Genomic DNA, 18,125 nt, shown 5'->3' on the forward strand with positions numbered 1-18,125 from the left:
TTATTGCTTACGCACCTGGATCAAAGCGAGTGTATACGCTATATAAAGGAAATTATAGAAAAGCAGGTGTTCAGGTGTTGGACCTACCATGGAGTGAACCTGAACTTGGACAGGTGTTTGTTTACGCAGCCTTTTATGCCCAGGATGGCTGTGTTCGTGAGTTTTCAGATTCTATTTGTCTTGGCAAGATATGAGAAGGTAGCGTTAAATAAATCAAAACCCTCTTTTTTGCGAAGCTTGCGAACAGACCGCACATTCTATTGATAATCAGTGTGATAAGATTGAATTTTCCTGCATGTTTAACCTAAAACCCATATACATATGGCAAAACAAGCAGGAGTAATTACACTGAATGGTAAGGTAGGAAGACTGTCTTTCTACAAGACCAAGGACGGGTATCTGGCCCGTGAAAAAGGAGGCGTGAGTAAGAGCCGCATCATGAACGATGCACGCTTTGCACGTACCCGGGAGAACCTCAAGGAGTTTGCCGATAATGCTTCCTCGGCCAAACTCTTCCGGGATGCCCTTCGTCCAGTGATCGCCAAGATCGGAGATAGCAGACTGAACCTGAGAATTACCCAGGTGATGATGAAAGTTCTTCAGTCAGATCTGGTCAATAACCGAGGCGAGCGCATGGTGAGAGCAGGTGACTGGACTCTGCTGAAGGATATGGAATTAAATGCTGCAAGTTCTCTGGGGAGTACGCTCTTTTTGGAGATTACCTACGCAGATTCACCTTCGGCATGGGGTGTAAGCATCCCGGCATTTGTTCCCACTGACTTTGTGGCCTTACCCAAAGGAGCTACCCATCTGAGGATTACAGCTACAGGAGTGGGGCTTGATTTCACTACCGGTGTAAGAGCAGTGCAGACCAGTGTATCGGATTTATTACCGGTGATAGATCCGGCTCTGGCAATTAGTCTTTCAGTGGATAAGACATTATTGCCAGGTACACACCGAGCCTTTGTGCTAAGTGTGGAATTTGTACAGAAGATGTTAAATGGCAGCGAGTACTCCATCAACAATGGTGCTTACAATGCTGCCAAGATCACTGGAGTAGAGCAAGTCTAAGATGAGACTGGTACTTCACCGCAAGTACAAAGCAACTCTTACCCTTGGGAGATTACTTCTCGGTCAAAAGCAGCTTTGCTTTACCCGGGAGCCTCCCAAGGCTTGCTTTGGAAAAGATATAGCATGTCTGGATGAAGGTGTCTATGAGTTGGAACACAGCCTCGGTCTGTGTCCCCACAGACCGAAAAGTTGGATTAAGGAAGGAGTGTATAAGCTGGAACCTGTTCATTCCGAAGAGAGGGGCTGGGAAATTGGGATTACGGACATAGGGAAGTTTGCTTCCTATCCTTGGGATCAGCCTCTGGAGTCTAACACGATCTATCCTGTAACCAGCTACCGCGCTGATGGTACTCCTATGTTTACCAAACTCGCATTTCTCAAGCTGATGGAAAGGCTGGAGCAGGAATGGGAGCGGGGAGAAATAGTTGAGTTGCAGATAGTATCAGAGCGAATTCCTTATCTCCTGGAATCATGTCTGCAGCGGAGCTATTGCTGAGTTTGGCGGGAGGAACAATTGTACTCCTCCTTTCTGTCATCGCCTATTTTCTGAAACTCCTGATTCAGGATTCCAGGCAGATGAATACCGAGCTATCCCGAATGAAAGAATCGTTTATCCGCCTGGAAGCAGAACAAATACTGATGAAGGCTATCCTTCAAAGGAACACCAAGTCTACTTCCCGCAACCGACCTCTCAAATGGGATTGAAATCAGTTTGTTGAACCCGACACCGCACACCAGACACACTTTTGCCTGCTGCCGTGGCGGAACCAACAACTGACATCCAACACCTGTCCGCCGTGGCGGAACAAACAACTAAAATGAACATACTAACAGAAATAAAAGACCGGGCATTAGCCCCTACACCGCCGTTTTTCCAGAAAGTGAAAAAGGCAGGATTGATCATCGCAGCTATTGGTACCGCAGTACTGACAGCACCGGGATTAGAACCTGCCGTATTGCTAGCCTACGCTGGATATGCCGTGACAGCCGGAACTGTCTTGGTGACGATCTCTCAATTAACCGTCGATGACGGAGCTTTTGAGAAGCTGTTGATGAATTAACTAGAATCAATTTGTAATCCATGTAGGGGCGAATAATCATTCGCCCTTACCATACCAATTACAATCATCTAGCGCAAGTCTTCCGACCTGCCTGAGGCAGGCTTGTGCTTTTGATAGTGCAGTCTCCTGACTGCCTTCCAACAAACAAAATTTCGTTTCCATCTTTTGCCTGTGCCGTGGCGGGCATCTGGCCTTCGTCTCCGAATGATGACCTTGGGCTAGCGCTATAGAACAATTATATCCTTAATCCCATAGGTCGTCCCTGTGTGACTTTTTCATTCCCACTGTCTTTTCTGTCTCCACGCACGGTAGACCTGATCACTTGGTATTCCACCTCCTTCACATCGGACAGGCATTTCAGGGCTAGAAATATTATCGCTCTATTTAGCGATGGGTCCCGATTGCTATCGTGGACATCCATCGCTAGGTTATTTTGGGCTTTCAGGCCACAGGCCAATGATATTACCGTGTCCATGTAGGGGCGAATAATCTCCCGGTAAGAATATCGGATGCGGATAATCATATATTATTATGGAATTCCATGTTGGGGTGAATGATCATTTGACATAGAATGCCTTCGATCGGTACTATTTCTGTGTCATAACTTCTCTTCTAACTTCATTATTCCTTATTTGTATTAATCATTATTCACCAATGATAAATTTTCCATTCTACGAAACCCCGAATCTTTTATCTCCCCTCAGCTATAACTTCCCAAAAGGCATCGCAGGTAATCAGATTCGCCAATCATAATCAATTTTAAATTCCTTTATTTTTAATTTTTTACCATGAATAATATGAAAGCTGTATCAACGCCGCATCAATTCAGCACCTAAATTCTACAGATTGAGGTGAGTCTCTACAATAGGTTATATTGATGACATTGTAAACCAAAGCTTTATGTTTTGGTCACATATTTGATAAAATGACTTAGCTTGAATCATTTGAGATTACCCCAAATGCAATTTTAAGTATATGAAAATACCGGGTAAAAATAGGATAAAAAATGAGCACGAAAACTACTCACATCCGTATATTTGTTATCTGAAATGCTCATAAAAGCAGTCAAAATTTAAAAATTGACTGCTTTTATGAGCGCTTTTATTTTAAATTCTGCTTTTAAGCTGTCACTAGCATAATCAGAAAAAAGTGAAAGCTAAGATCCTAAAAGATTGGGGATTTGGAGTTAATGTAGCTCCGAATTACTGATCAAATATGGGACTGAAAGGGCGAAGCTGTGTATGAATTTAAAATTGAAGAATTTGAAATTTGATAATTACAGCAATCAATAGAATTTTACTACTCACAAATAATCAACTATAATTAATTGTCTTCTGTAATAAACGTAATTCTTTCTGGTGGGGTAGGCTCCAGACTTTGGCCACTTTCACGCAAATCCCGACCTAAGCAATATTTGCCGATTTTTGATGGGGAGACCCTATTCCAAAAAACATTTAAGAGAAATGAAGGGTTTTGTGATAAGGTAATGGTAGTCGGCAACTGCGATAATTATGAGCTTTCTAGAAAAGATCTTGAATCAGCAGGTAAGAAAGATTACATAGAAATTATAGAGGCATGCCCAAGAAATACTGCGGCAGCTATTGCCTTTGCAGCCTTTGCTTCTCAACCGGATGATATACTATTCGTGACTCCATCAGATCATTTGATTGAATCTGGACAGAATTATCAAGATTCAGTTGATAGAGCTATTCAACTAGCAGTTGATGGTCATATTGTCACATTTGGATTAAAACCAACAAAACCTGAAACGGGTTTTGGTTATATAGAGGCAGCTGGAGAAGAGGTGAAAGGGTTTAGGGAAAAGCCGAATTTAGAGACAGCAGAAGGATTTATTAAAAGTGGTAATTTCTTTTGGAATTCAGGGATGTTCTGCTTTCGTGCTGGAGTTTATCTGGAAGAGCTAAAAACCTTTGAATCTGCCGTTTATATTGCTTCCAAAACTGCATTTGATTTAGCTAAGGATAGTAAGCTTGACGCTGAACTTTCTATGAAAATCCCAGCTATTTCAGTGGATTATGCAGTAATGGAAAAGACCAAAAAGATTAAAGTAGTGCAGTCCAAATTCTCCTGGTCAGATATGGGCTCATTTGAGTCTATCTATTATTATTTCAGAAAGAAAGGCCATGCTGTTGACTCCAAAGGTAATATGGTGATAGGAACAAGCCTTCACTCAGAGTTTTTAGGGATGAAAAATACACTTCTGATCCATACGCCAGATGCTATATTAGTTCTGAAGAAAGAGAAAGCCCAGGATGTGAAGAAAGTTTTCGAGAGGCTTGAGAGAGAAAAGCCGGAATTAGTTTGAATAATTTAGAATTGGTAGAATTAAAGCAATTCGAAATTAGTAGAATAACAGTAAACAAGAAGGCACAAGATGTGACAAAGGTTTTTGTGAGACTGAAGAAGGGAAAAACGGATTTTGTTTAAAATTAGGAATTAGGAATTTTCAAAATTGCATTAGAGTGAATAGTAACGCTAAAATATACGTCGCAGGTCATCACGGCATGGTAGGTTCTGCTATCTGGAGCGCCCTGGAAGCTAAAGGATATACGAATCTTATTGGAAGAAATTCAAAAGAACTGGATCTCAGAAATCAGCTTTCTGTTTCTGATTTTTTTTCTCAAGAAAAGCCAGCTGTAGTAATTGATGCAGCAGCAAGAGTAGGAGGGATTCTGGCAAATAGTAATTACCCATTTCAGTTTTTGATGGAGAATATGCAGATTCAGAATAATCTCATAGACTCATCTCTGAATGCAGATGTGCAAAAGTTTATTTTTTTAGGCTCCTCCTGCATTTATCCTAAGTTAGCTCCCCAGCCATTAAAGGAGGAGTATCTTTTAACAGGACCTTTGGAGCCCACGAATGAATGGTATGCAGTAGCAAAAATCACAGGTGTGAAAGCCTGCGAAGCCATTAGGAAACAATTTGGAAAGGATTACATCTCTTTAATGCCTACCAATTTATATGGGCCTAATGATAATTTTGATTTGAATACTTCCCATGTACTTCCTGCCATGATGAGGAAGTTCCATGTTGCAAAGGAAATTGGAAATGAACCTGTCGAACTATGGGGTTCAGGCAGTCCTATGCGAGAGTTTTTATTTGTAGAAGACTTAGCTGATGCAGTGGTATTTGCTTTAGAAAACAAGTTTGAGGATAACTTATATAATGTTGGAACGGGCACCGATCTTACTATTAAAGAGTTAGCTATGTTAATCCAAAAGACAGTAGGACATACTGGTGAAATTAAGTGGGATTCAAGTAAGCCAGATGGAACACCAAGAAAATTAATGGATGTATCTAAAATGGAGCAAGCCGGTTGGAAAGCGAAAGTTGAACTCGAAGTTGGAATCCAAAGAACCTATGAATGGTTTTTGGAGAATCTAGAAAGTTTTAAGGAAGTGAGAATTTGAATATGTGTATTCGGATACATGCACGTATGTTCAATCAGGCTTCGACTTGGTTCGACGAGCTCACCAACCGGTGCTCAGCCTCCGGTCAATTTTGGCTTAAAGGGAGAGGGAGGGAATGCGGCGGTGCCGCATTCCCTCCCTCTCCCTAGGCTTTAAACTTAAATTCGGTCCCTGAGCGCAGTCGAAGGGAAAGGTATTCAAAATATTATTTTGGTACGTGCATTGATGCAGATACACATAAATTTTTATTGATTCATCTTCCATGTTTATGCAATTAGCTCTAAATTTTAGGCTTAAGTCAAAAACACCAAACATTACTCTTTTTAATCATAACTATTCCCCTTTATAAATTGAAAGCCGCAGTTCTCATAGCCTGTCATAACAGAAAAGAAAAAACAAGAAATTGCCTTCAAAATCTATTTGAACAAGATTTGCCGAAAGGAAGTACTTTAGATGTATTTCTTTGTGATGATGGAAGTACAGATAGCACTTCTGAAATGATTAGATCGGAATTTCCTCAAGTTCATTTGGTTTTCGGAGATGGAAATCTTTTCTGGAATGGAGGTATGGATTTGGCATGGAAAAATGCTATTGAATTTGATGATTTTGATTTTTATTTCTGGCTTAATGACGATACGTTCCTTTTGCCAAATGCCATAAAAAACATCTATGCTGATTACATCAAAGTAGGCAAGCCGAACATTATTACAGCAGCCTGTAAAACCCCTAATACAGAAGAATTTTCTTATGGTGGCTGGGATGGCTTTGGACCAATTAAACCTAAAAGGGAACTCCAACGAGTAACCTTGATTTCAGGTAATTTTGTGATAATCCCTAAAGAAATTGTAAAAAAAATAGGAAGACTATCTTCATCCTATACGCATTACTTAGGGGACTACGATTATGGACTTAGAGCAATAGAGGCTGGATTTATCTGCTATACTAGCTCAGATTATCTAGCGGAATGTAGTACTAATATTCTGCCTTATTGGGGAAACCCAACCTACCCTCTGAGGAAAAGATGGAAAATGCTTCACGATGTAAAAGGGCAGGCATTTTATGAATATATACATTTCAAATTCAGGCATTATGGAGTTTTGATAGGTATTAAAACTATGGTGGATACGTATTCAAAAGTATTGAGTCCAAATGCTTATACTAGCTTTAGAAATATGGTTAGAAAGAAAGTTCTTAAAAGAGCTGATTAGTATAAACCTTGAGCAATTTTCTCCACTGCATATTCTCCTCATGAATAAAACCACACTATGAAAACCGCATTAATCACCGGTGTCACCGGACAAGATGGCTCATACTTGGCCGAACTTTTATTAGAGCAAGGATATATGGTTCACGGCATTAAGCGTAGAGCTTCTTCTTTTAATACCCAAAGAATCGATCATCTTTATCAGGATCAGCACGAGAATTCTGTGAATTTCAAATTGCATTACGGTGACTTGACAGATTCAATGAATATCATCCGAATCATACAGGAAGTTCAACCAGATGAGATTTACAATTTGGGTGCTATGTCTCATGTAAAGGTTTCTTTTGATTCCCCGGAGTATGTAGCAAATGTTGATGGATTAGGGACTTTGAGAATTCTTGAGGCAGTGCGGATCTTGGGATTGGAGAAGAAAACTAGGATATATCAAGCCTCAACTTCGGAGTTATATGGAGGAATGCCAGAAAATAAAAACGAGAAGGGATTTTATGATGAAAACTCTCCTTTTTATCCTCGCTCTCCTTATGGAGCAGCAAAGATCTACGGATTTTGGATAACAAAAAATTACCGTGAAGCTTACGGGATGTTTGCTTGTAATGGAATACTTTTCAACCATGAGTCCCCGAGAAGAGGAGAAACATTTGTGACTAGAAAGATCACTATGGCCACAGCTGCAATTGCCATGGGTATGCAGGACTGTTTGTATCTAGGAAATATGGAAGCCTTGCGAGATTGGGGTCATGCTAAGGATTATGTAAAGGCTATGTGGTTGATTTTGCAACAGGATAAACCTGAGGATTTTGTAATAGCTACTGGTGTGACAACTAAGGTTCGTGATTTTGTAGAAATGTCTTTTGAACATGTAGGTTTCAAGATCCGATGGGAGGGTGAAGGTGTGAATGAGGTGGGTATCCTAGATTCAGTAGATGAGAAAAAGTACCTTGAATATACTGGTCAATCTCTCAATCTTCCAATCTCAAATCTCCTAAATACAGCAATAGTAAAAGTCGATCCCACCTACTTCCGCCCAACTGAAGTAGATCTTCTCCTTGGTGATCCTACTAAATCCAAAACTCAATTAGGCTGGGAACCAGAATATGACTTGGCAGGATTAGTTGAGGATATGATGATTTCCGATATCAAATTGATGCAAAAGGATTTGCATTTAGTACAAGGTGGTCATGAGGTTTTTAGACAGGTAGAGTAATCCCAGTCCAATCTTGTAAACGAACTCTAGCTTTACTAACTTCAACAAACAGTATGAATCTCAATTCGACGATAACGGCATCAGACTTTTCTCCTCACTTGTTTTGGGATGTAGATGTACGGGATCTTGAATTCAAAAGATCAAAAAAATTAATTGTTGAAAGAGTCTTGGAGTATGGTCAAATGGAGGATTGGAAAAAACTTCAAAAAGTCTACAATCTGGAAGAAATAATGAGTGTAGCAAGGACGAGCAGGTCTTTAGATTAAGTAACTCTTTCATTTTTATGCTTGCTGTTTGATTTGGAAAACAAAGATTTTCCCCTTATTAAGAAAAAGAGTTTACAGATTTAATAGTGCTAGAGGTGACATTTTAGAAGTATAAAGTTAAGCTTGCGTAAACTTACGATCATTCACTACATCTATTAAACTAGAAGCTAGTTAGCTGCGATCCCCAGTATTTCTTCTCAGGGAAATAAATCTAATATCAGTGAATCTGCAAAAATCAGTTACTTGGCTGGAAACTTGAATAACATCATCTTTCCTTGTCTAGGATATAATGGCATCAGATAGCAAACTACAATTCTGAAATAATGCAGTTGGCAGTGAGTGAATTAGATCATGAAAAGGGAGAAATAATCCTGATAAAATATTAAGGAGTTTAAGAGAATTTTACTACTCACAATTTTGCATGAAGGATCATTCCATAAGAAATACCTCGAGGTAAATTAATATTTCCCAATATTAGAAATTAATAGTTTTCTATACATCGAGCAGATATCCGGTACTCATTATTATTACTTGTCCTAGCATGTTTCAAATTCAACTCCTAAACAATAAATCTTTCCAATGCGACCCCAATGACACCATTGTCCATGCCGCATTAAAGGGTGGGGTTTTTGTAGAACACAGTTGTTTATCTGGAAGATGCTCCTCCTGTAAAGTATTGGTAGAAAGTGGAGAATCGATTGCATTGCATGATGAACTGACCTTAACTAAAAGTGAAAAGCGTGAGGGTTACATCCTTGCATGTATACGGAAACCTTTATCGGATTTAAAATTAGCCACTGAGGACTTGGGGGAATATGGCTTTCAAAAACCCAAAACAATTCCAATAAAGGTCAATTCCATTCAGCAACTGAATGAGGATATCATAAAAGTAAGCTTGAGATTCCCCCCCAATCAGTCCTTATCCTTTCTGCCAGGACAGTACGTCGATATCATCAAAGGATACACGACACGAAGTTATTCTATAGCTAACGCATCTGATCAAGGATTTATAGACCTGATTATTAAAAAATACGAAGGAGGGGTAATGAGCGATTATTGGTTTAATCACGTAAAAACCAATGACTTGCTTAGATTGGAAGGCCCAAAAGGCACTTTCTTTTTAAGGAAGAAAGCTGAAAAGGATATTTTGGTCTTTCTGGCAACCGGTACGGGAATAGCCCCAATAAAGTCAATTTGTGAGGATAAAAATAACTTGGAAGAGCTGAACAAGTACAAGGAAATATTCATTTTTTGGGGAATGAAGCATCAAAATGAAGTTTTTTGGCAACCTCAAATAGAAAACTTAAAAATAAATTTCATCCCTGTCCTTTCCAGAGAAAATAATTTGGGATCCCCAAAAAAGTATGTGCAGCACACTGTGCTCGATCAAAATATTGATTTTTCCACAAGCATCATCTATGCCTGTGGTGCCAACGAAATGATTTTAGAAGCCAAAAAAAAATTAATGGCTGTAGGTCTTTCTGAGTCTGATTTTTATTCAGATGCATTTGTGAGTTCAAACTAATTTAATTTATGAAAGCAGTAATTTTAGCAGGCGGGTTGGGAACTCGCCTCAGTGAAGAAACGTCATTGAAACCAAAACCAATGGTGGAGATAGGCGGGATGCCCATTTTATGGCATATTATGAAAATTTATTCTTCCCATGGCATCAATGATTTCATCATTTGTTGCGGATACAAAGGATATGTCATCAAAGAATATTTTGCCAATTACTTTCTACATCAATCAGATGTGACCTTTGATATGGGCAACAATACCATGGAAGTTCACCACAAAAGGGTGGAACCTTGGAGAGTTACCTTGGTGGATACAGGAAACGAGACGATGACAGGCGGTAGATTGAAAAAGGTCTATGATTATATCAAAGATGAAGAAGCCTTTTGTTTCACCTATGGGGATGGGGTTGGAGATATCGATATTTCCAAATCCATTGCATTTCATCTAAACCATGGCAAAGACGCTACCATGACCTCAACTTATCCGCCTGGTAGGTTTGGTGCCATAGATATTGAGGGAAACCAAATCAAAAGTTTTAAGGAAAAACCAAAGGGCGATGGGGCAATGATCAATGGTGGTTTCTTTGTTTTATCACCAAAAGTAGTGGCAAGAATCAAGGGCAGTGCTACTTTGTGGGAGCAAGAACCGCTTATGTCATTGGCAGCAGACAGACAATTGATGGCATTTAGACATGAAGGATTCTGGCAGCCAATGGATACTCTCAGGGACAAAGTCAAATTACAGGAATTATGGGATGCGAACGAGGCACCATGGAAAAACTGGAAATGAGAAAAGTAAAACAGGATTTTTGGAAAGGTAAAAGGGTATTCCTTACCGGGCATACCGGATTTAAAGGAAGTTGGTTAAGCATTTGGTTGCATTCCATGGGTGCTATAGTGAAAGGTTATGCCTTAGCCCCAAATACAAATCCCTCCCTCTTTGAGGTTGCCAATGTTAATGCGCTATTGGAAAATGAAATAGGGGATATCAGAAACCTGGATGTACTTTCTAAAAGCATGAAAGATTTCAATCCCGATATATTGATCCACATGGCTGCCCAGCCTTTGGTGCGATTATCCTATTTGGAACCTGTGGATACTTACATGACCAATGTGATGGGAACTGTGAACGTACTTGAGGCGGCAAGGTCTTGCAGCAACTTAAAGGCGATAGTCTCTGTCACCACGGATAAATGTTATGACAACAAAGAATGGGTTTGGGGTTACAGGGAAGACGAGGCGATGGGAGGATATGATCCTTACAGCAGCAGTAAAGGTTGTGCCGAATTGGTCACAGCAGCCTATAGAAAATCCTTTTTTTCAGGATCAAATGCTCCGGCCATTGCATCAGCAAGGGCTGGAAATGTGATTGGAGGAGGGGATTGGGCAATGGACAGGCTGATTCCTGATGCTCTGTGTGCGTTTTCGAAAGGAGAACCCGTAGTGATCAGAAATCCCTTGGCTACCCGACCTTGGCAGCATGTTTTGGAGCCTTTGAGCGGTTATCTCATGTTGGCCGAAAGTTTATACAAAGAAGGAAAGATGTTTGCCGAAGCTTGGAATTTTGGTCCCAAAGACCAGGATTGCAAGAGTGTGGAATGGATATTGGATGAAATGGTAAGTATTTGGGGAGGTACGGCTTCTTGGGAATTGGATCAGGATCCACAGCCCCATGAGGCCAAGTTCCTGAAGTTGGATTGCTCAAAAGCCAAATCATTGTTAAAATGGGAACCCAAGTGGGGCATTTCCGAAGTGTTAAAAAGAATCAATGATTGGAATGAACATTTCCAATCCGATGGGAATATGCAGGAATACTGCCTTAATGAAATCGAAAATTACAAACTCTGAGAGATGGAAGTTGAAAAAGATATTAGAAGTCAAATTGTTGAATTGGTAGAAAAATTTGCAGCTGAAAAATATGCATCGAAAGATTTTATTCCAGGTGAATCTGTAATCCCGCCATCAGGGAAGGTACTCGGAAAAGAAGAACTCGTCAATATGGTTGAAGCTTCCTTAGATGGTTGGTTGACCACAGGGAGGTTCAATGACAAGTTTGAGAAAAAATTAGCTGAATTTTTAGGAGTAAAGCATTGCCTTTCGGTCAACTCAGGTTCATCGGCCAATCTTGTTGCCTTTAGCACCTTGACCTCTCCTCGTTTAGGGGAAAGAGCCATCAAAAAAGGGGATGAGGTTATCGGAGTGGCAGCTGGATTCCCCACCACGGTAAATCCAATTATCCAATTTGGCGCCGTTCCGGTTTTTGTGGATGTGGATTTGGCCACACACAATATCAATGCGGATTTAATAGAAGCAGCCATTACACCGAAGACCAAAGCGATAATGCTTGCGCATACTTTGGGTAATCCATTCAATCTGGACAAGGTAATGGAGCTTTGCGAAAAATATAACTTGTGGCTGATCGAGGATACTTGCGATGCTTTAGGGGCAACTTACAATGGACAATTGGTCGGTACTTTTGGTGATATCGCTACCTTGAGTTTTTATCCTGCTCATCATATCACTATGGGTGAAGGCGGTGCGGTTTTTACCAACAATGCAGAACTGAAACTGATCGCAGAGTCATTCAGGGATTGGGGAAGGGATTGTTATTGTGCTCCAGGTTGTGACAATACCTGTGGCTGCAGGTTTGAGCAGCAGCATGGCGATCTTCCTTATGGCTATGACCATAAATATGTGTATTCCCACTTAGGTTACAACCTTAAAATCACGGATATGCAAGCTGCTTGTGGTTTGGCCCAATTGGATAAGGCGAATGGATTCATTCAAAAAAGAAGAGAAAATTTCGATTACCTGTTTGCAAGGCTTCAATCTTTGACGGATTTTGTAGAATTAACCATTCCGACACCTAATAGCAATCCCTCGTGGTTTGGTTTTCCGATCACCTTAAAGCCCGAAAGTGGCGTGAAGAGGGTGGACCTCATCAAATTCCTAGATCAAAACAAGATTGGTTCAAGATTGTTGTTTGCAGGCAATCTGACAAAACAACCTTATTTCAAGGGAGTTGAATATAGGGTTGTGGGAGAACTGACCAACACGGATATCACCATGAACAATACATTTTGGATAGGGCTCTATCCAGGATTGGGCGAAGAACATTTTGCATTTGTCGCTGAGAAAATGGAAGAATTTTTTGGATTGAATTTCTAGGTAATGAAAAAAACGATTGTGATAACCGGTATAAATGGTTTCTTAGGGAGTCATTTAGCTTCTTTTTTAAATCAGGATTATCAAGTTATTGGTTTAGTTCGTGATATACTTAATAATTTTAGAATTGTTGATTGTAATTATCCCTTATTTACATCAGATTCGAAAAGTATTACTAACTTATTTAATAGGTTTGAAATTTATGCAGTAATCCATACAGCTACTGTTTATAAACCTAAAGTTTCTATTGAAGAATTATTACAAACAAATATACTACTACCTACATTGCTTTATGAAAAAGCAAATCAATATAATGTAAAAGCATTCATTAATACAGATACTTTTTTTAACATCGAAAATTCTAAATATGATTATTTAAACAGTTATACTTTGTCTAAACAAAATTGTTTATCGTGGTTGAAATCTATTAGAGGTAATTGCAAATTAATTAACATGAAACTACATCATATGTACGGTCCTAATGATGCAGAAAATAAATTTGTAACGGATATAATTAATAAATTAAAAGGAAACCAAAATAAAATTGCTTTAACACCTGGGCAACAAAAGAGGGATTTTATTTTTATTTCAGATGTTTGTGAGGCATATAAAGTAGTTTTGGAAAGTTTATTAAATTTTAGTGAAGATTTTAATTTTATTGAATATGAGGTGGGTACAGGTAATTCTATCTCTATTTCTGATTTTGTACAAAAAGCAAAGGAACTTTCTAGAAGTACCACAAATCTTGAATTTGGAGCATTACCCTATAGAGAAAATGAGATAATGGATGCTAAAGCAAACAATAAAGAACTTTTGCAATTAGGTTGGGTTCCAAAAACAAATTTAAATTCTGGGATTTTATGTTTATTATAAAAATGTTAGATAAATTTAGTTATAGTTTGGTTACTGTTAAAAGATATTTTTTTAAATATTACTTGAGATTGAAGTATAAAGATAAAATTCAATTAGAAAATTCTTCATTTGGAAATAATTTTAGTTTAGATATTAAAGCAGAGAATTTTCTATTAATAATTGGAGATTCAATGTTTAAGAATTATGGGGCTATTAATATAAGAGAAAATGGAAAGCTAATAATTGGAAGTGGAGTTACTTTTAATTCTTATTGTACAATAAGTTGTCTTAAACAAATTACTATCGGTAACAATACTATTTTTGGAAGCAATGTAAATATTTATGATCATAATCATGAATTTAGAAATTCAAATATTTTAATAAAGAATCAAGGATATAATTATTCACCGGTATTTATTGGTGAGAATTGTTGGATTGGAACTAATGTTACAATTTTAAAAGGTGTTTCAATAGGCTCCAATTCGGTTATAGGAACTGGTGTTGTTGTTTTTGAAAATGTTCCTGAAAACACACTCTTAATTAATAAACAAAACCAATCAAATATAATTTAACTTGATTTTAAAGATGCCTTTATCAATCTTAATACCTACATACAATAGAAGTGAATATCTTAAAAAAAATTTAGAATTATTAAATCATTATATACATCAAGAGAATTTTTCGAATCAGATTGAGATTGTAGTTTCAAATAACAATTCTTCAGACAATACTGAAGAAATGATTTTAGAATTTAAAAAGAACCACCCCAAGTTACAATTATATTATCATTTTCAAAGAGAAAATATCGGTCTCGAAAAAAATGCCTTATTTGTTTTAAAAGAAGCAACGGGAGAATTTGTGATGTATCTAGGAGATGATGATTATTTAGATAATGATTATTTAAAGGGAGTGATTAACCATCTTAAAATTAATAAAAACACCCATTCCATAATCCCTAATTTTATACCTATAGACATCTCTGGCAAACAACTAGGTAAAGGAAGAGATGATGCATTTTCAAATCGAGTTTACGAGGCAGGATTTAAAAACTGTCTAATTAATTCTTGGCGAGGTCACCAATTAAGTGGGTTAGTTTTAAAAAGAGAAGGATTGTATGATGCATATAATGATTTAAAAATCAGTAATATTTACTTGTTTATTTTTCTAATAAGCTATTGTTGTTTATATGGTGATACATATCATTTTACTACGTTTCCGGTAAAAGTTACCCAGCCAGGTCAAGCTAATAAAGATTGGGGGTATGGGAAAGATGGATTGTTGAATGAAGTTTTTGATAATTATAAAAAATTACCTGTTAATTATTTTCAAAAAACTTTAATGCAATTATATTTTTATAGAAAACAATCTTGGAGACTTTTTATTTATGAAAAAGAAGGCTTTAAATCTTTGTTTGAGGCATTCTTAAATATTTTGCGCACGTCCAATTCAACTTTTTTGTTTAAAATATTATTCCCAATAATAGTATTTTTGCAGTATATGAAGAGAGAAATAAAGAACATCTAATGACTATTCGTAAAAATATTTTATCCGGTGTTCTGTATACAGGCATTACCCGTTATTCAGGAATTGTAATATCTATTATCATAGGAGCCATATTGGCACGATTGTTATCTCCTGCTGAGTTTGGTGTGGTAGCTTTGGTTACTGTTTTTATTTCTTTTTTTAACATACTAAGTAATGTTGGTATAGGCCCCGCTGTTATTCAGAACAAAGAATTGACTGAAAAAGATGTGCAGTCAATATTTTTATTTTCTATACTTCTTGGGTTTGTTTTGGCTTTTGTTTTTTTTTTCTCGTCAACGGTATTAGCTTCTTTTTATAATAATGAGGAGTTAATTCCTTTAACACGGCTGCTTTCATTAACCGTATTATTTACTGCTTTTGGGATTGTGCCTAATGCGTTATTGTTAAAAAAATTAAAATTTAAACAAGTGGGGGTGGCAACCATAATTGTACAATTGTTTAGTGGTGTTTTTGCTGTATTTTTTGCCTATAAAGGTTTTAGTTATTATGCCTTAGTGTATAAAAGTATCTTTGATGGGTTTTTTACTTTTTTACTTTTTTATTGGTTGTCACCAATAAGACTTAAATTTAATTTGCAAAAAAGTGCTATTAAAAAAATAATGCGTTTTTCAACTTTTCAGTTTTTTTTCAACTTTATCAATTATTTTTCCAGGAATACAGACAATTTATTAATAGGTAAGTTTATTAGTCCAACAGCTTTGGGCTATTATGATAAATCCTACCAATTAATGATGATGCCAGTTCAAAACCTAACCCATGTAATAACACCTGTATTGCATCCAGTTCTTTCTGCTTTTCAAAGTGATAAAAATAAAATTTATAATGCTTATCTAAAAGTGGTTAAATTATTAGCCACTATCGGTTTTCCTTTATCTGTATTTTTATATTTTTCAGCACATGAAATTATTTTTGTTTTATATGGCTCCCAGTGGGTGCAAAGTGTACCTGTTTTTAAAATATTGGCATTAACCGTAGGTATACAAATGGTGCTTTCAAGTTCAGGATCTATTTTTCAGGCAGTTAATCGTACCGATTTGATGTTTTATTCAGGTTCATTAGGTGCCATTTTTATGGTAAGCGGTATTTGTTATGGTATTTTTGTTGGGAAAAATTTAGAGGCTGTAGGATACGGTTTAATAGGGGCATTTGTAATTAATTTTTTTCAAGCTTTTTATATGTTAATAAGGATAGCGCTGGATTCTTCCTTTTTGAAGTTTTTAAAAATTTTTGGTTTTCCTTTAGTTATTAGTGCTGGTGTTGGGGTTGGATTATGGTTATTATCAAATTTTAATTTTGAAAATTATTATTTATTGTTATTAGCTAAAATTGCAATAACCGCCATTATATTTTTACTTTTTAACTTTAGCAATGTGAATAATCGCAAGATTTTATTAAAAGGTTTGGGGAAATGAAAGAATTAAAGATACTACATATTGTTGCTGGTAATTTAAATGGAGGAGCGGCTAAAGGAGCATATTGGCAGCATCAAGGGCTTTTAGAAATTGGGGTAAATTCAAGAATTTTAATAAATTCAAGGGATGCTTTAAAAGATGAGAGTGTATTGTCAATTATTACGGGTAAAAAGGCATTAGTAAAACAAGTTATAAATACTCAATTAGATTTGTTACCTCTTAAATTATATCCAAATTATCAAGGGGGGAACTTTAGTGTTGGAATTATTGGTCATGATATTACAACACATGAATGGTATAAATGGGCTGATGTAATTAATTTGCATTGGATTAATGGAGGATTTATTAGCATTAAAGGAATCGCCAAAATAAATAAGCCAATTGTTTGGACAATAAGAGATATGTGGCCTTTTACAGGAGGCTGTCATTATAGTCTTGGTTGTGAAAATTATAAAACAGGATGTGGTTCTTGTATACAGTTGGGCAGTGAAAAAGGAAATGATTTATCTAATCGGATAAATATAAGTAAACAAAAGAAATTTCCTAAATCGATGAAATTAGTAGGTATAAGTAATTGGATAAGTCAACAAGCTAGAGAAAGTTCAGTTTTTAAGAATTTTGATATTAGGACAATCTTTAATAATATAAAGTGTTCTGATTTTTATCCAATTGACAAAAAATTTGCAAGAGAGGTTTTAGGGCTTCCAATTAACAAAAAAATAATTCTAATTGGAGCTCAAAATATTAACGATTTTTATAAAGGTTTTGACAAATATTTAGGAGCTATTAAATTATTGGATAAGGAAAAATATTTTTTGACTTTTTTTGGTGATTTTGATGATTCATTAGTTGAAAATTTTGGTTTTGATTATAAAAAATTTGGTTTCTTAAATGATTTAATTTCATTAAGGTTACTATATTCTAGTGCAGATGTTTTTGTGGCGCCAAGTATTATGGATGCATTTGGTAAAACTATCGCAGAGTCTATGGCTTGTGGTACACCTGTTGTGTGTTTTGATAGTACGGGGCCTAAAGATATTGTTGATCATAAAATAAATGGATATAAAGCAAAACCATATAAAATTGAAGATTTAAAAGAAGGGATATTGTGGGTTTTAAATAATGAGGATAATTCTCAATTAAGTTTAAATGCAAAAAATAAAATACAATCAACATTTGACTTTAAAGTGATTGCCTCTCAGTATGTAAAACTTTATGAAGAATGTTTGATTGTTAATTAAACGGAAGCAGAATCTCGACTATATTATTACAAGTGATTCATTGATATTATAATAAAACAGCACAGGAAATAAACTATAAATCTGATTTTATATTTTAACAAAAATCAATATATATATATATATATATATATA

The 18,125-nt window shown here is 36.6% G+C and carries 20 protein-coding genes; 19 read left to right on the forward strand and 1 reads right to left on the reverse strand.

The window, feature by feature from the left end; all coding sequences use genetic code 11:
- From ESV85_RS22395 to ESV85_RS21630, 5 genes are all read left to right on the forward strand, one after another.
- A partial coding sequence (locus ESV85_RS22395) for a hypothetical protein (protein ID WP_191322083.1) occupies window positions 1-194 on the forward strand: 194 nt, incomplete at its 5' end.
- Between the two features lie 127 nt (window positions 195-321).
- Complete coding sequence (locus tag ESV85_RS21615; protein WP_146921359.1) at window positions 322-1,071, forward strand: hypothetical protein; 750 nt, start codon at window positions 322-324, stop codon at window positions 1,069-1,071.
- Between the two features lies 1 nt (window position 1,072).
- On the forward strand, window positions 1,073-1,567 hold the full coding sequence (locus ESV85_RS21620) for a hypothetical protein (RefSeq protein WP_146921361.1): 495 nt from the start codon (window positions 1,073-1,075) through the stop codon (window positions 1,565-1,567).
- Window positions 1,543-1,776: a hypothetical protein gene (locus ESV85_RS21625; RefSeq protein ID WP_146921362.1), complete on the forward strand. Its 234-nt coding sequence runs from the start codon at window positions 1,543-1,545 to the stop codon at window positions 1,774-1,776. Before ESV85_RS21620 ends, ESV85_RS21625 begins: the two co-directional genes overlap by 25 nt.
- Before the next feature lie 113 nt (window positions 1,777-1,889).
- The gene (locus ESV85_RS21630) at window positions 1,890-2,132 is read left to right on the forward strand and encodes a hypothetical protein (protein ID WP_146921364.1); all 243 of its coding nucleotides are present in this window, start codon (window positions 1,890-1,892) and stop codon (window positions 2,130-2,132) included.
- A 235-nt stretch (window positions 2,133-2,367) separates the two neighbouring features.
- On the opposite strand, the gene ESV85_RS21635 is transcribed toward ESV85_RS21630, so the two are convergent.
- A complete protein-coding gene (locus ESV85_RS21635; protein WP_146921366.1) occupies window positions 2,368-2,655 on the reverse strand; it encodes a hypothetical protein in 288 nt (95 codons plus the stop codon).
- An 804-nt stretch (window positions 2,656-3,459) separates the two neighbouring features.
- On the opposite strand from ESV85_RS21635, the gene ESV85_RS21640 reads away from it, so the two are divergent.
- The 14 genes from ESV85_RS21640 to ESV85_RS21705 all read left to right on the forward strand — a co-directional run bounded on the left by ESV85_RS21640 (window position 3,460) and on the right by ESV85_RS21705 (window position 17,993).
- Window positions 3,460-4,458 (forward strand): mannose-1-phosphate guanylyltransferase, encoded by a 999-nt coding sequence (locus tag ESV85_RS21640; protein ID WP_146921368.1) that lies wholly within the window; start codon window positions 3,460-3,462, stop codon window positions 4,456-4,458.
- A 157-nt stretch (window positions 4,459-4,615) separates the two neighbouring features.
- Window positions 4,616-5,566 carry a GDP-L-fucose synthase family protein gene (locus tag ESV85_RS21645; RefSeq protein ID WP_146921370.1) on the forward strand — a complete coding sequence of 317 codons (951 nt, stop codon included), beginning with the start codon at window positions 4,616-4,618 and terminating at the stop codon, window positions 5,564-5,566.
- Between the two features lie 350 nt (window positions 5,567-5,916).
- Window positions 5,917-6,774, forward strand: a complete 858-nt coding sequence (locus ESV85_RS21650; RefSeq protein WP_191322084.1) for a glycosyltransferase family 2 protein — start codon at window positions 5,917-5,919, stop codon at window positions 6,772-6,774.
- Between the two features lie 57 nt (window positions 6,775-6,831).
- Window positions 6,832-7,995, forward strand: a complete 1,164-nt coding sequence (gmd, locus tag ESV85_RS21655; protein WP_146921374.1) for a GDP-mannose 4,6-dehydratase — start codon at window positions 6,832-6,834, stop codon at window positions 7,993-7,995.
- Between the two features lie 53 nt (window positions 7,996-8,048).
- On the forward strand, window positions 8,049-8,261 hold the full coding sequence (locus tag ESV85_RS21660; protein ID WP_146921376.1) for a DUF6922 domain-containing protein: 213 nt from the start codon (window positions 8,049-8,051) through the stop codon (window positions 8,259-8,261).
- A 541-nt stretch (window positions 8,262-8,802) separates the two neighbouring features.
- Complete coding sequence (locus tag ESV85_RS21665) at window positions 8,803-9,786, forward strand: FAD-binding oxidoreductase (RefSeq protein WP_146921378.1); 984 nt, start codon at window positions 8,803-8,805, stop codon at window positions 9,784-9,786.
- A gap of 8 nt (window positions 9,787-9,794) precedes the next feature.
- Window positions 9,795-10,568, forward strand: a complete 774-nt coding sequence (gene rfbF / locus ESV85_RS21670) for a glucose-1-phosphate cytidylyltransferase (RefSeq protein WP_146921380.1) — start codon at window positions 9,795-9,797, stop codon at window positions 10,566-10,568.
- On the forward strand, window positions 10,565-11,626 hold the full coding sequence (gene rfbG / locus ESV85_RS21675; RefSeq protein ID WP_223276082.1) for a CDP-glucose 4,6-dehydratase: 1,062 nt from the start codon (window positions 10,565-10,567) through the stop codon (window positions 11,624-11,626). The genes rfbF and rfbG overlap by 4 nt, the downstream gene beginning before the upstream one ends.
- Window positions 11,627-11,629: 3 nt before the next feature.
- Window positions 11,630-12,946, forward strand: a complete 1,317-nt coding sequence (rfbH, locus tag ESV85_RS21680) for a lipopolysaccharide biosynthesis protein RfbH (protein WP_146921384.1) — start codon at window positions 11,630-11,632, stop codon at window positions 12,944-12,946.
- 3 nt (window positions 12,947-12,949) lie between these two features.
- Window positions 12,950-13,816, forward strand: coding sequence for an NAD-dependent epimerase/dehydratase family protein (locus ESV85_RS21685; protein WP_146921386.1), 867 nt, complete (start codon window positions 12,950-12,952; stop codon window positions 13,814-13,816).
- The gene (locus tag ESV85_RS21690) at window positions 13,804-14,367 is read left to right on the forward strand and encodes an acyltransferase (protein ID WP_146921388.1); all 564 of its coding nucleotides are present in this window, start codon (window positions 13,804-13,806) and stop codon (window positions 14,365-14,367) included. The genes ESV85_RS21685 and ESV85_RS21690 overlap by 13 nt, the downstream gene beginning before the upstream one ends.
- Window positions 14,368-14,380: 13 nt before the next feature.
- Complete coding sequence (locus ESV85_RS21695) at window positions 14,381-15,319, forward strand: glycosyltransferase family 2 protein (RefSeq protein WP_146921390.1); 939 nt, start codon at window positions 14,381-14,383, stop codon at window positions 15,317-15,319.
- Window positions 15,319-16,752, forward strand: a complete 1,434-nt coding sequence (locus ESV85_RS21700) for a lipopolysaccharide biosynthesis protein (protein ID WP_146921392.1) — start codon at window positions 15,319-15,321, stop codon at window positions 16,750-16,752. The genes ESV85_RS21695 and ESV85_RS21700 overlap by 1 nt, the downstream gene beginning before the upstream one ends.
- Complete coding sequence (locus ESV85_RS21705; protein WP_146921394.1) at window positions 16,749-17,993, forward strand: glycosyltransferase family 4 protein; 1,245 nt, start codon at window positions 16,749-16,751, stop codon at window positions 17,991-17,993. The genes ESV85_RS21700 and ESV85_RS21705 overlap by 4 nt, the downstream gene beginning before the upstream one ends.
- Window positions 17,994-18,125: the final 132 nt, after the last annotated feature.

It is taken from the genome of Algoriphagus aquimarinus, assembly GCF_007997215.1.
Lineage (GTDB): Bacteria > Bacteroidota > Bacteroidia > Cytophagales > Cyclobacteriaceae > Algoriphagus > Algoriphagus aquimarinus_A.